The 13,743-nt window shown below is 40.3% G+C and carries 12 protein-coding genes; 11 read left to right on the plus strand and 1 reads right to left on the minus strand.

Going from position 1 to position 13,743, the window contains the following annotated elements; genetic code table 11:
• The 7 genes from purQ to purD all read left to right on the plus strand — a co-directional run bounded on the left by purQ (position 1) and on the right by purD (position 9,000).
• Positions 1 to 684, plus strand: a complete 684-nt coding sequence (purQ, locus tag MHI34_RS10375; protein ID WP_054611985.1) for a phosphoribosylformylglycinamidine synthase subunit PurQ — start codon at positions 1 to 3, stop codon at positions 682 to 684.
• A complete protein-coding gene (gene purL / locus MHI34_RS10380) occupies positions 671 to 2,905 on the plus strand; it encodes a phosphoribosylformylglycinamidine synthase subunit PurL (RefSeq protein ID WP_342504404.1) in 2,235 nt (744 codons plus the stop codon). Before purQ ends, purL begins: the two co-directional genes overlap by 14 nt.
• Positions 2,881 to 4,305 carry an amidophosphoribosyltransferase gene (purF, locus tag MHI34_RS10385; protein WP_058844201.1) on the plus strand — a complete coding sequence of 475 codons (1,425 nt, stop codon included), beginning with the start codon at positions 2,881 to 2,883 and terminating at the stop codon, positions 4,303 to 4,305. The genes purL and purF overlap by 25 nt, the downstream gene beginning before the upstream one ends.
• 92 nt (positions 4,306 to 4,397) lie before the next feature.
• Positions 4,398 to 5,453: a phosphoribosylformylglycinamidine cyclo-ligase gene (gene purM, locus MHI34_RS10390; RefSeq protein WP_342504405.1), complete on the plus strand. Its 1,056-nt coding sequence runs from the start codon at positions 4,398 to 4,400 to the stop codon at positions 5,451 to 5,453.
• A complete protein-coding gene (purN, locus tag MHI34_RS10395; protein ID WP_036123479.1) occupies positions 5,453 to 6,022 on the plus strand; it encodes a phosphoribosylglycinamide formyltransferase in 570 nt (189 codons plus the stop codon). The genes purM and purN overlap by 1 nt, the downstream gene beginning before the upstream one ends.
• Positions 6,023 to 6,135: 113 nt before the next feature.
• Entirely contained in the window at positions 6,136 to 7,662 is a 1,527-nt protein-coding gene (gene purH, locus MHI34_RS10400; RefSeq protein WP_342504406.1) for a bifunctional phosphoribosylaminoimidazolecarboxamide formyltransferase/IMP cyclohydrolase, read from the plus strand.
• Between the two features lie 81 nt (positions 7,663 to 7,743).
• Positions 7,744 to 9,000, plus strand: a complete 1,257-nt coding sequence (gene purD, locus MHI34_RS10405) for a phosphoribosylamine--glycine ligase (protein ID WP_036123475.1) — start codon at positions 7,744 to 7,746, stop codon at positions 8,998 to 9,000.
• 113 nt (positions 9,001 to 9,113) lie between these two features.
• On the opposite strand, the gene MHI34_RS10410 is transcribed toward purD, so the two are convergent.
• Positions 9,114 to 9,542, minus strand: a complete 429-nt coding sequence (locus MHI34_RS10410; protein WP_249663929.1) for a YgaP-like transmembrane domain — start codon at positions 9,540 to 9,542, stop codon at positions 9,114 to 9,116.
• A gap of 196 nt (positions 9,543 to 9,738) precedes the next feature.
• On the opposite strand from MHI34_RS10410, the gene MHI34_RS10415 reads away from it, so the two are divergent.
• From MHI34_RS10415 to MHI34_RS10430, 4 genes are all read left to right on the plus strand, one after another.
• Positions 9,739 to 11,460: an adenine deaminase C-terminal domain-containing protein gene (locus MHI34_RS10415; RefSeq protein ID WP_036123472.1), complete on the plus strand. Its 1,722-nt coding sequence runs from the start codon at positions 9,739 to 9,741 to the stop codon at positions 11,458 to 11,460.
• A gap of 63 nt (positions 11,461 to 11,523) precedes the next feature.
• Positions 11,524 to 12,585, plus strand: a complete 1,062-nt coding sequence (locus tag MHI34_RS10420) for a DUF3048 domain-containing protein (protein WP_271911029.1) — start codon at positions 11,524 to 11,526, stop codon at positions 12,583 to 12,585.
• A 15-nt stretch (positions 12,586 to 12,600) separates the two neighbouring features.
• The gene (locus MHI34_RS10425; RefSeq protein ID WP_004225717.1) at positions 12,601 to 12,921 is read left to right on the plus strand and encodes a YerC/YecD family TrpR-related protein; all 321 of its coding nucleotides are present in this window, start codon (positions 12,601 to 12,603) and stop codon (positions 12,919 to 12,921) included.
• 110 nt (positions 12,922 to 13,031) lie between these two features.
• Complete coding sequence (locus MHI34_RS10430; protein ID WP_101966911.1) at positions 13,032 to 13,721, plus strand: heptaprenylglyceryl phosphate synthase; 690 nt, start codon at positions 13,032 to 13,034, stop codon at positions 13,719 to 13,721.
• The last annotated feature ends 22 nt before the right edge of the window (positions 13,722 to 13,743 follow it).

A 13,743-nucleotide genomic window follows, 5' to 3' on the forward strand; every position in this document is an offset into this window, starting at 1 on the left:
ATGAAATTCGCAGTACTCGTATTCCCTGGGTCAAACTGTGACATCGATATGTATCATGCGATTAAAGACGAGCTAGGTGAAGAAGTAGAATATGTATGGCATACAGCAACAGATCTAAGTGGCTTTGATGGCGTATTAGTACCTGGAGGATTCTCCTATGGGGACTACCTTCGTTGTGGTGCAATGGCTAATCAATCTAACATTATGGCAGAGGTTAAGAAAGCAGCAGATGCTGGTAAACCTGTATTAGGTGTATGTAATGGCTTCCAAATTCTGACGGAAGCTGGTTTATTACCAGGGGCTTTACTACGCAATAAAAACTTAAAATTTATGTGCCGTACAGTACAGCTAAAAGTGGAAAACAACAATACATTATTCACAAATCAATATGAGCAAGGTCAAATCATCAATATTCCAATCGCACATGGTGAAGGTAATTACTACTGTGACGAGGAAACTTTACAATCACTAAAAGATAATAATCAAATCGTATTCACATACTCAGGTGACAATCCAAACGGTTCTTTAGAAGATATCGCAGGGATTATAAACGAGCGCGGCAATGTATTAGGGATGATGCCACACCCAGAGCGAGCTGTTGATGCATTGGTGGGCGGCGCAGACGGTCTAGCAGTATTCAAATCAATTGTGAAGCAGTGGAGGGAAAATCATGTCAACAACTAAGTTTGAGCCAACAGCACAGCAAATTAAGGATGAAAAGCTATACGCTGGTATGGGGATGTCAGACGAAGAATTTGCAATGGTAGAAGGTATTTTAGGACGTCTACCTAACTGGACAGAGACAGGTCTTTTCTCAGTAATGTGGTCTGAGCACTGCTCTTACAAAAATTCAAAGCCAGTACTACGTAAGTTCCCGACAAAAGGGCCACAAGTATTACAAGGTCCAGGTGAAGGTGCGGGTATTGTCGATATTGGTGATGAACAGGCAGTAGTATTTAAAATGGAATCACATAACCATCCATCTGCAATCGAACCTTATCAAGGAGCTGCAACAGGTGTTGGCGGTATTATCCGTGACGTTTTCTCCATGGGTGCACGTCCAATTGCCATGCTAAATTCATTACGTTTTGGTGAATTAAAATCAGCACGTGGTAAATATCTTTTTGAAGAAGTTGTTGCGGGTATCGCAGGTTATGGTAACTGCATCGGAATTCCGACCGTTGGTGGCGAGATTCAATTTGACCCTTGCTATGAAGGTAATCCACTTGTTAATGCAATGTGTGTCGGTTTAATTGACCATCAAGATATTCAACGTGGTATTGCTGCGGGTGTCGGCAATACAGTTATGTATGTCGGTGCGAAAACAGGTCGTGACGGAATTCATGGTGCAACATTTGCCTCTGAGGAATTAACAGAGGAATCAGATAACCAACGTCCAGCAGTACAAGTAGGGGACCCATTCATGGAGAAACTTTTACTAGAAGCATGTTTAGAAGTTGTAAAATCTGATGCTCTAGTTGGTATTCAAGATATGGGTGCAGCTGGTCTTACTTCTTCATCAGCAGAAATGGCTTCAAAAGCAGGCTCTGGTGTAGAAATGAATTTAGACTTAGTGCCTCAACGTGAGACAGGTATGACAGCGTACGAAATGATGTTATCTGAGTCTCAAGAACGTATGTTATTAGTGGTGAAAAAAGGTCGTGAAGATGAAATTAAAGCGATTTTTGATAAATATGATTTAGATGCTGTAGCAATCGGTCGAGTAACGGATGATAAAATGCTTCGCCTTTTACACAAAGGACAAGTAGTGGCAGAAGTACCTGCTGATGCGTTAGCAGAAGATGCTCCTGTTTATCATAAACCATCTGCTGAACCTGCATACTATGCTGAGTTCCAAGCAATCGAGAACGCAGAACCAGTTGTGACGGATTATAAAGAAACTTTAAATGCTTTATTACAAGCTCCAACAATAGCTTCTAAAGAGTGGGTATACGATCAATACGATTATCAAGTACGTACATCGACAGTTGTGAAGCCTGGGTCTGACGCTGCTGTTATTCGTGTACGTGGGACAAATAAAGGTTTAGCGATGACAACGGACTGTAACTCTCGCTATATCTATTTAGATCCAGAAGTGGGTGGAGCTATCGCAGTAGCTGAAGCAGCACGTAATATCGTGGCAACGGGTGGTACGCCACTTGCGATTACAGACTGCTTAAACTTTGGTAATCCAGAGAAACCAGAAATCTTCTGGCAAATTGAAAAATCTGCTGATGGTATTTCTGCTGCTTGTACGGCATTAAATGCACCAGTAATCGGTGGTAACGTTTCTCTTTATAATGAGCGTTCAGGTGAAGCTGTTTATCCAACACCAACAATTGGTATGGTTGGTCTTATCGAAGATTTAGCTCATGTAACTACACAGGATGTAAAAGCTGCAGGAGATCTTGTCTTTGTCATTGGTGAGACAAAAACTGAATTCGGTGGTTCAGAGCTACAAAAACTATTAAATAATGGCGTTATTTCAGGAAAAGCGCCAGCTATAGATTTAGAAGTGGAAGCGGTACGTCAGCAAGCTTTATTAAAGGCGATTAAAGCTGGTCTTGTACAATCTGCCCATGACGTTGCAGAGGGTGGTCTTGCAGTCGCTATTACTGAGACAACATTCGGTGCAAACGGTCTTGGTGTTGAAGTAACATTAGCAGGATCTGCTACAACTGTATTATTCAGCGAAAGTCAATCTCGTTTTGTTGTAACTGTCAAAGAAGAAAATGCTGCTGCATTTGTAGAAATCATCAAAGATGCTCACCAAATTGGTGTCGTAACAAATGATGCACTTGTTAAAATCAACGGGGACAAAGGTGTGCTTGTAGAAGGTACAGTGGAGGAATTCCGTTCTAATTGGAAAGGAGCAATCCCATGCTTGCTGAACTCAGAGGCTTAAACGAAGAATGTGGGGTGTTTGGTATTTGGGGTAACCCAAGTCCAGCACACCTTAGCTATTACGGGCTACATGCTCTTCAACACCGTGGACAAGAAGGGGCTGGAATTGTCGTTTCAGATGGACAGCATCTTCGCGCGGTGAAAGGCGAAGGACTAGTTAATGATGTTTTCAACGAAGATAAATTAAAAGCAGTCAACGGCAAAGCGGCTATTGCTCATGTTCGTTACACGACTGCTGGTGGCGGCGGTATTGAAAACGTACAGCCACTATTATTCCACTCCTCAACTGGTAGCCTTTCAATTGCCCATAACGGTAACTTAGTCAATGCGACACATTTAAAACAGTATCTAGAACGACAAGGAAGTATTTTCCATTCTAGCTCTGATACAGAAGTGCTGGCGCATCTTATTAAGAAAAGCTCGCATTCACCATTCCGTGCAAAGGTGAAAAATGCCCTTTCTCTATTAAAGGGTGCGTATTCTTTCTTAATTATGACAAAGGATGAAATGCTTGTTGCACGTGATCCACATGGTTTACGTCCATTATCTCTTGGAAAGCTTGGAGATGGCTGGGTGGTAGCTTCTGAAACTTGTGCATTTGATTTAATTGGTGCAGAATTCGTTCGTTCTGTGGAGCCAGGAGAGCTCATCATTATTAATGATGAGGGTGTAAAATCGGATCGCTTTGCTGATATGGAAAAGCGTTCGATGTGTGCGATGGAATATGTTTATTTAGCTCGTCCTGATTCAGATATTGATGGCATTAATGTTCATATGGCGCGTAAGCGTATGGGGAAACAACTTGCCCGTGAATGTGCGCATATTGAGGCTGATGTTGTAACGGGTGTACCTGATTCAAGTATTTCAGCAGCGATTGGTTTTGCAGAAGAAAGTGGCATCCCTTATGAATTAGGTCTTATTAAAAACCGCTATGTTGGTCGTACGTTTATTCAGCCAACACAGGAATTACGTGAACGTGGTGTAAAAATGAAACTGTCACCAGTTGTTCAAGTTGTAAAGGGTAAACGTGTAGTAATGGTGGACGATTCAATTGTGCGTGGTACAACATCACGTCGTATTGTCAAAATGTTAAAAGATGCTGGTGCAGCAGAAGTTCATGTTGTGATCTCTTCACCGCCAATGACAAATCCTTGTTATTATGGCATTGATACTTCCACACATGAAGAGCTGATTGCCTCTAGTCATAAAGTAGATGAAATTCGTGATGCAATCGGTGCAGATTCTCTTACGTTCCTTTCTGTTGAGGGCATGGTAGAGACAATTGCACGACCATATGAAGATGACAATCGTGGGCTATGCTTAGCATGCTTTACAGGCAAATATCCAACAGAGATTTTCCCGGATACCATCTTACCACATGAAAAAGAACTATTACGTTAAGAAAAACATCGCAACGGATTGGTGATCGGTAGAAGGCTATACAAAGACTTCTAGGGTACTGAGGCGATTTGGATGATAAGGAGGAACTCTGCGTGTCAAAGGCATATGAACAAGCAGGTGTAAATATTGAAGCGGGTTATGAAGCTGTAAAACGAATGAAGTCTCATGTTGAACGTACGAACCGTTTAGGTGTAATGGGAACGTTCGGTGGCTTTGGTGGCATGTTTGACTTGTCAAAACTAAATCTTAAAGAACCTGTTCTTATTTCAGGGACAGATGGTGTTGGAACAAAGCTAAAACTAGCGTTCATGGTAGATAAGCACGATACAATTGGTGTGGATTGTGTAGCAATGTGTGTCAATGATATTGTTGCTCAAGGAGCAGAGCCACTGTACTTTTTAGATTACGTAGCGCTTGGAAAAGCAGAGCCTGCAAAAATTGAACAAATTGTTAAAGGTGTTGCAGATGGCTGTGTGCAATCTGGTGCAGCACTAATTGGTGGCGAAACTGCGGAAATGCCTGGTCTTTATGAAGAAGACGAATATGATTTAGCAGGGTTTGCAGTAGGTGCTTGTGAAAAGTCTGCCATTGTGACAGGTGAAAAAATCGTTGAAGGCGATGTGCTTATTGGGATTGCATCAAGTGGTGTACATTCAAACGGTTATTCTTTAGTGCGAAAAATTGTTTTTGCAGATCAGCAATATGCGGTGGATGCCATTGTTGAAGGCTATGAAGATTTAGGACCGATCGGGGAGGCTCTTCTCGTGCCAACAAAGCTATATGCTAAGCCAGTATTAGCAGCTTTAAAGGCAGCAGATGTACATGGTTGTGCTCATGTTACTGGTGGAGGTTTCTATGAAAATCTACCGCGTATGATGCCAGAAGGATTAGCAACGGAAATCGACTTAGGTACTTGGCCAGTATTACGTATCTTTGAATTCCTAAAAGATAAAGGCCAGTTAGAAGATAAAGATCTATATAATGTCTTTAACATGGGGATTGGTTTTGTAATAGCTGTGCCAGTAGCTGAAGCTGAGAAAGTAATGGCAGCAGTAGAAGCAAATGGTGAAAAGGCTTATCCAATCGGACGTGTTATCAAAGGCGACGGAGTAGTGTTTAATGGCTCACATGATGGGAGTTTAGTGTAATGACTGCACCAACAAAAATCGCCGTGTTTGCATCAGGCAGCGGGAGTAATTTTCAAGCCATTCAAGAGGCGATCGGAAGTGGAGAACTGCATGCAAAGATTGAACTAGTGGTGACAGATAAGCCCGGTGCGTTTGTAGTGACACGTGCTGAAAATTTGGGGATTCCAGTGTTAGCATTAAATCCAAAAGAGTTTGCATCAAAAGCAGCTTATGAGACAGCCATTATCGATGCTTTACATGAATGCGATGTGAAATGGATTGTGCTTGCAGGGTATATGCGTTTAATTAGTGACGTATTATTAGCAGCCTTTCCGCAACGAATTGTTAATATCCATCCTTCCTTATTGCCAGCATTCCCCGGGAAGGACGCCATTGGTCAGGCAATCAATCATGGTGTAAAGATTACAGGGGTAACAGTGCATTTTGTTGATGAAGGAATGGATACTGGTCCGATTATCGCACAGGCTGCTGTACCTGTCATTGAAGGAAATCGAGAGGCAACAGAAGCTGAAATTCATAAGCAAGAGCATCTATTATATACAAAGGCTTTACGGCAATTATTACAATAACTGAAGAGGAGTTAGGTCGAGAACCTTACTCAACAAGTAAGACCTAACTCTATTAATCTTATAGAAGCAAGTCAGTTCGTGGTAAGCACGATAAAAATTAGGAGGATATTGTTGTGACAAAACGTGCATTAATCAGTGTTTCCAATAAAGATGGTATTTTAGAATTTGCAAAGGAATTAGTAGCATTAGGTTATGAAATTTTATCAACTGGCGGTACGAAAAAAATGTTACAGGATAATGCGGTGGCTGTAACGGCAGTAGATGAAGTAACGAAGTTCCCAGAAATTTTAGATGGTCGTGTGAAAACATTAAATCCAATGATCCACGGTGGTCTATTAGGAAAGTTTGATGATGCTTCTCATCAAGCACAAATGAACGAGCATGGAATTGAGCCAATTGAGATTGTTTGTGTTAATCTATATCCATTTGTTGAAACAATTTCAAAGCCTAATGTAACATGGGATGATGCAATTGAAAACATTGATATCGGTGGCCCAACAATGTTACGCTCTGCTGCAAAAAACCATCAATATGTAACAGTAATCGTGGATAGCAATGACTATGCAACAGTATTAGAAGAACTAAAAGCAAACGGCGCAACTACAATTGAAACACGTCGTCGATTAGCTGCGAAAGTTTTCCGTCACACAGCCGCTTATGATTCTTATATTTCGAACTACCTGACAGAAGAAGAGTTCCCAGAGAGCTTAACGATGACATATGAGTTAAAGCAAAATTTACGCTATGGAGAAAACCCGCACCAAAAAGCGGCTTTCTACCAAAAACGTCTTGGCTCAGACTTCTCATTGGCCTATGCTACACAATTACATGGGAAAGAGTTATCCTACAACAATATTCAAGATGGTAATGCAGCACTACAAATCGTCAAAGAATTTGAAATGCCAGCTGCTGTAGCAGTAAAGCATATGAATCCATGTGGCGTTGGTACAGGTATTACATTAGAGGCAGCATTCGATAAAGCTTATGAAGCAGATTCAACATCTATTTTTGGTGGTATTATCGCGTTAAATATGGAAGTAGATGCAGCAACTGCTGAAAAGTTAAGTCACATTTTCTTAGAAATCATTATTGCACCTGCATTCTCACAAGAAGCGTTAGACATTTTAACGCAAAAGAAAAATATTCGCTTACTAACTATTCCATTTGAGCAAGCAAAACAAGATCAATTCAACGTAGTATCTGTTGAAGGTGGCCTTCTTGTACAAGAGCCGGATCGCTATGGTTTTGGCAATGCAGATATTAAAGTAGTGACAGATCGTGAACCAACAAAACAGGAATGGGAAGCATTACAGCTTGGTTGGTCAGTTGTCAAACATGTTAAATCGAATGCGATTGTTGTAACAGATTCCCAAATGACACTTGGTGTTGGTGCAGGTCAAATGAACCGCGTAGGTGCTGCTAAAATTGCCTTTGAGCAAGCTGGAGAAAAAGCAAAAGGTGCTGCACTAGCATCAGACGCATTTTTCCCAATGAGTGATACTGTTGAAGCAGCAGCAGCGGCAGGAATTACTGCTATTATTCAACCAGGTGGCTCGATTAAAGATCAAGATTCCATTGATAAAGCAAATGAATATGGAATTGCTATGGTATTCACAGGCGTACGCCATTTTAAACACTAATTAATAAAACATATAAGAAACAAAACAGACCGAGATGCTGGTTCATCTCGGTCTTACTTACAAATAGGAGGATTCTTTAAAATGAATGTATTAGTAATCGGAAGCGGCGGTCGTGAGCATGCAATCGCTAAACAATTTAGCATTTCTCCATCGGTTCACAAAGTATTTGTAGCGCCAGGCAATGATGGAATGGGAGGCGAAATAGAAGTTGTAGCTATTGATACAATGGATTTCGCAGGTCTTGCTCAATTTGCCAAGGAAAATGATATTGCGTTAACATTTGTTGGCCCAGAACAGCCACTTGCTGAAGGCATTGTTGATTTCTTTACAGCTAGAGGTTTACGTATTTTTGGCCCTTCAAAGGTTGCAGCTCAAATCGAAAGTAGCAAATCCTATGCGAAAGAAATGATGAATAAATATAATATTCCTACAGCCTCACATGAAACGTTTACTGAAGCAGAAAAAGCGATCGCTTATATTCAAGAACAAGGGGCGCCTATTGTCATTAAAGCAGATGGTTTAGCGGCTGGTAAGGGTGTTGTTGTGGCCATGACAGAGGAAGAAGCAATTGAAGCTGTCGAGGATATGATTGGCAATCAACGCTTTGGTGATTCCTCTTCACGTGTTGTCATTGAAGAATTTTTAGACGGAGAAGAGTTCTCCTTTATGTCCTTTGTACATAAAGGACAAATTTATCCAATGGTTATTGCACAAGACCATAAACGTGCCTATGACGGTGATAAAGGACCAAACACTGGAGGCATGGGTGCATACTCGCCTGTACCACAAATCTCTCAAGAAGTAGTTGATCTTGCATATCATACAATTGTAGAACCTACTGTTAGAGGGATGGATGCTGATGGTGCTTCCTTTACAGGTATTTTATATGCTGGGTTAATTTTAACAAAGAAAGGTCCTCAGGTTATAGAATTTAATGCTCGTTTTGGTGATCCAGAAACGCAAGTAGTGTTACCGCGTATGGTTTCTGATTTTGGGGCATTTATGATGGCTTTAATGGATGAACAGCCATTTGATTTACAATGGTCAGAAGAAGCGATGCTTGGTGTTGTCATTGCAGCAGAAGGCTATCCTGGTGACGTTGAAAAAGGCAAAGCATTACCGAATTTAGAGGCACTTTCCACATCCCATGCAGTATTCCATGCAGGTACAAAATTAGTGGATGGCCAATTTGTTGGTAATGGTGGCCGTGTCCTGTTAGTTGCTGCCAAAGCTCCTACTTTGCAGGAAGCACAGGAAAAGGTATACGCTGGAATTGCTACAGAAACATGGGATCACTTTTTCTTCCGTCAAGATATTGGCTGGCGTACATTTAAGTAATTGTTATTTTCACTAAATTTTAAAATATTTTTAATCATCTTTTGAAACCTCTTGTTGTTTCAAACGTAAGAGGTAAGAGCCGTCTCAATAATAGATTGGGACGGCTCCTTTGACTAAGAAGGATTTTGAGCTTTATTCGTTGAAGAATCGCTACTATTTGAGGAATTTTGAGTTGAAGTGCTGGTGTCAGATTGTTTTGAAGCGGTAGCTTGTGAACCTGAAGAATTACCAGATATAGCAGAGGAAAAATCCTTCATGAGTTTATCGATTTGTTCAGAAGACATAGAATTTTGCCCGCTGAACATACTTTGCATAGAGGTGTTCATGGCATTTTGCATATTGGAGCTTAAGAGCGCCTTTGTTGGACAATATTTAAAGAGTCCCTCAGCCATTTTCATGGCACCTAATGCAATCATTAATCGACCTTTTGTACAATTAGGATCTCTAGAAACTTTAGCGATACCAAATGCTGTCAAACTTGTACCCATTGCAAAACGACAAAATGCATTTTTTTCGCTTAAATTTGCTTGCTGCATCATCATACTTCCTCCTTTAGTCATTGTGGAAAAATTAAGCGAGGTGCACTTTGCTTTATGAAAGTGCTGTGTTACGATTGAAACAAGATGATTGCATAAAGCATAATTTTTATGAAAGTATGCGGTTATGCAGTAGTAGTATGTGATTTCAAGTTGGATTTACACAATGAAAAATTACGTAAATTAGGAAGGAGCGAATAGCATGGATCCAGTATGGAAAATAACAAAGTTACGACAGCAATTAGCAGTAATCGATGGGAAAAAGGCACCAGATATCGTGTTGAAAAATGCACGTTATTTGCATAGTATGCTGAAACAATTTGTAGTAGGAAACATTTGGATTTTAGGAGATCGCATTGTCTATGCTGGTGACAGAATGCCTCCTTTATTAGAAGGAACAGAAGTGGTGGATTGTACAGGGAAAACAATTGTACCAGGCTATATTGAACCACACGTCCATCCGTTCCAGCTTTATCATCCACAGTCATTTGCAGATTTTTGTGGTCAGCTTGGAACAACAGCTTTTATTTCCGATAATTTAAGTTTTGTTTTAAATTTAGAAAATAAGAAAGCGTTTTCAATTTTGGATAACTTGAAAAAGCTACCGTTTTCTTTTTATTGGTGGACTCGCTTTGATTCACAAACTGAACTGGAGCAAGAGGAAGAAGTTTTCTCTAATACGTCCATATTGGAATGGCTAGAGCGAAGTGATGTCTTGCTTGGTGGAGAGTTGACAGGCTGGCCTAAGCTGCTGCATGGCGACGATCAAATGCTTTATCGTATGCAAATGGCGAAGGGGCTTGGGAAAAAAATTGAAGGACATTTCCCAGGAGCTTCAGAAAGAACTTTAGCACGCATGAAACTGCTTGGTGCTGATGGGGACCATGAGGCAATGACAGTGGAGGAAGTAGAGCGGCGCATTATGCAGGGCTATGCAGTAACATTACGTTATTCTTCCATTCGTCCAGATTTACCACATCTGCTAAAAGGAATAGTAGAAAAAGAACTTCCTATTTTTGATCATTTAATGATGACAACAGATGGCTCACCACCTTCATTCCATGAGGATGGTGTGATGGATAAATGTATTCAGGCAGCCTTAGATGCAGGAGTATCTCCAATCGATGCCTATCAAATGGCTTCTTATAATGTGGCACGCTATTATAATATGTCTAATTTACATGGGTTTATCGCGACAGGTCGCTTCGCTTCCCTGAATATTTTACAAGATGAATATCATCCTGTTCCTGAAAGTGTCTTATCGAAGGGTGTTTGGTTGAAGCGTGATGGAGAACGTGTGCATAAATTTGCATCAGTTGATTATTCTGCAATCCCAGCATTAGATTTAGATTTTTCATTAGATTCACAAGATTTTCAGTTTTCAATGCCCTTTGGTATTCAGTTAGTCAATGATGTTATTACAAAGCCTTATAACTCTTTCATTACTAGAGAAGGGCAACTGGCGAATCATGACGAGTGCTATTTAATGCTCCTTAACCGGGAAGGTAACTGGCATGTGAATACGATGATTAAAGGATTTGCGACAGATGTTCAAGGCTTTGCATCCTCCTATTCAAACACAGGCGATATTTTGCTAATTGGAAAAAACAAAGAAGATATGATCAAAGCTTTCGAAGAAATGAAGGCTAGAAATGGTGGAATTGTCCTAGTCGAAAAAGGAGAAGTGATAGCGGACATCCCATTAACAATCGGTGGACTTTTATATGATGGAGACGTACTTGCATTAACGGAGAAAGAAAATGCTTTAAAACAAGCTTTAGCAGATCGAGGTTATCAATTAGGAGATGCTATTTACACGTTATTATTTTTACAATCCACTCATTTACCATATATTCGTATAACACCAAAAGGGATTTTCGATGTGATGAAGAATAAGTTATTATTACCTGCTGTTATGCGCTAATTAATGAAAGTGTTTCAGCTGTTTAAACAATTGCCGTCATGTGTAAGTGTTCAAAGGAGAGGTATGCTTGTGTTCAAATCAAAGAAATTATGGATTGCAATGGCATTTAGTGCTTTGTTGATCGGTGGATGTTCAAAGGATACACCAAAAGTCAAAGAAGACGATGACTCTATAGTGGAGGAAGAAACGGTTGGGGAGGAGCCTGTTCAACAACCCAAATTCGTGGCTCCACTCACTGGGGAGGCTGTGCTAGAAGAAATTACACAGCGGCCTATTATGGTCACAATTAATAATCATCCAGCAGCACGTCCACAATCTGGATTGGCTGATGCAGATGTCATTTATGAAATGCTTGCGGAAGGCAATGTGACACGCTTTTTAGCAATATACCAAAGTGAGCTACCTGAAAATATTGGTCCAGTTCGAAGTGCACGCTCCTATTTCATTGATATGGCAAAGGGATTTGATGCTTTTTATGTAGCGCATGGCTATAGTCCAGAGGCAAAAACGATGCTCGATCATCGTATCGTCGATCATATCAATGGAATGGCTTATGATGGTATACTTTTTAGTCGTTCCAGGGACCGTGTGGCTCCGCATAATTCATATATTACATCCGAAAACATCCTAAAAGGTGCTGAAATGGTAGGCGCTTCAATGAATTACAGTGAAAAAGTACTTCAGACTTTTTATGAACCCGATGAACGTGGTAAAATAGGCATTGAAACAAGTCAAGTTGATATTTACTATGGAAAGAATGAAGATTTCCACAACTCGTATGTGTATGATCATCAAAGTAATCACTATGAACGACAATCGGCTGGCGTGGACACAAAGGATATGTTAACAGGCGAAACAGTATCATTGGCAAATGTACTATTTTTTGAAATGGACCATCAAACCATTGATGATGTTGGTCGCCAAGCAATTGATTTAACGTCTGGTGGAAATGCGTATGTATTTCAAAATGGCTATTTGAGGGAAGTTGAATGGACGAACGTTAATGGAATACCAATGGCTGTAGAGCAATCAGGGGAGCCTGTAAAGCTTGTACCAGGAAAGTCGTGGGTTCATTTCGTACCATCTTCACCAGGGTTACAAGCAATGGTGAAAACGCAGCCTTAAAGGGAGGAAAATTGCATGCAAATCGAAAAAATTCGGGGGCATCAAACAGATCAATTATTTAAAGCCGTGTTAGAGTTGAAAGACATCGAAGAATGCTATAAGTTTTTTGATGATTTATGTACGATTAGTGAAATTCAATCGTTGGCACAACGCTTTGAGGTTGCACATTTATTGCGTTTGAAGAAAACCTATGAATCCATTAAAAAGGAAACAGGAGCAAGTACAGCAACTATTTCACGTGTGCGTCGCTGCTTCGATTATGGGAATGATACATATGATGAAATGTTAGGTCGTTTGTATCCTGATGAAAAACCGTTTCAAGCACCAAAAGAATAGTAGGGAAAGAGGCTGGGTAGAAGTTCTGCTCAGTCTTTTTCATTTTTTTGTCGTGAATCATAAGCTATACTTGTAAACGAATAGATAGAAAATGATAGGTGGTCAATTAAATGGATTATTTAGAATGGAGACATGTGTTCAAGCTAGATCCAGCTAAGGACATTTCAGATGAGGCACTAGAAAAAATTTGTGAGTCAGGCACAGATGTCATTTTAGTAGGTGGTACGGATGATGTGACATTAGATGGCGTATTAGATTTGCTTGTTCGTGTACGTCGTTTTGAGGTACCAATAGCGCTTGAAATTTCTACAATTGATGCGGTAACTCCAGGATATGATTATTATTTTATTCCAACGGTATTAAATAGTGATGATCCAAAATGGATTAAAAATTTACATCATGAGGCCATAAAAGAGTACGGAGATATCATGGTGTGGGAAGAGTTGGTAGCAGAAGGATATTGTATTTTAAATCCTGATTGTAAAGTAGCACAAGTAACAGGTGCGAAAACGGATTTAACGATTGACGATGTAGTGGCCTATGCACGCATGGCGGAAAATTTCTTTAAATTGCCTGTATTTTATGTCGAGTACAGCGGGATGTATGGGGATCTAGAGGTAGTTCGCGCAGTGAAAAACGAGCTGAAACATACGAAGCTCTTTTATGGTGGAGGCATAACATCTGCAAAGCAAGCGGAGGAAATGGCACAGTTTGCAGATACGGTAGTAGTTGGAAATATTATATATGATGATTTAAAAGCTGCACTTGCGACTGTTAAGGCTGTTAAAAATACGTTATAATTTTAGAACAAATGTTTGTAAG

Origin of the sequence: Lysinibacillus sp. FSL L8-0126, assembly GCF_038630385.1 — a bacterium.
Lineage (GTDB): Bacteria > Bacillota > Bacilli > Bacillales_A > Planococcaceae > Lysinibacillus > Lysinibacillus fusiformis_D.

What these genes read in the sequence shown, in the direction of transcription:
- MHI34_RS10410 (WP_249663929.1), bottom strand. Translation starts at nt 9,542, where the DNA reads ATGATGATGCAGCAAGCAAATTTAAGCGAAAAAAATGCATTTTGTCGT.
- MHI34_RS10420 (WP_271911029.1), top strand. Translation starts at nt 11,524, where the DNA reads ATGCTTGTGTTCAAATCAAAGAAATTATGGATTGCAATGGCATTTAGT.
- MHI34_RS10430 (WP_101966911.1), top strand. Translation starts at nt 13,032, where the DNA reads ATGGATTATTTAGAATGGAGACATGTGTTCAAGCTAGATCCAGCTAAG.
- purQ (WP_054611985.1), top strand. Translation starts at nt 1, where the DNA reads ATGAAATTCGCAGTACTCGTATTCCCTGGGTCAAACTGTGACATCGAT.
- purD (WP_036123475.1), top strand. Translation starts at nt 7,744, where the DNA reads ATGAATGTATTAGTAATCGGAAGCGGCGGTCGTGAGCATGCAATCGCT.
- purL (WP_342504404.1), top strand. Translation starts at nt 671, where the DNA reads ATGTCAACAACTAAGTTTGAGCCAACAGCACAGCAAATTAAGGATGAA.
- purN (WP_036123479.1), top strand. Translation starts at nt 5,453, where the DNA reads ATGACTGCACCAACAAAAATCGCCGTGTTTGCATCAGGCAGCGGGAGT.
- MHI34_RS10415 (WP_036123472.1), top strand. Translation starts at nt 9,739, where the DNA reads ATGGATCCAGTATGGAAAATAACAAAGTTACGACAGCAATTAGCAGTA.
- purF (WP_058844201.1), top strand. Translation starts at nt 2,881, where the DNA reads ATGCTTGCTGAACTCAGAGGCTTAAACGAAGAATGTGGGGTGTTTGGT.
- MHI34_RS10425 (WP_004225717.1), top strand. Translation starts at nt 12,601, where the DNA reads ATGCAAATCGAAAAAATTCGGGGGCATCAAACAGATCAATTATTTAAA.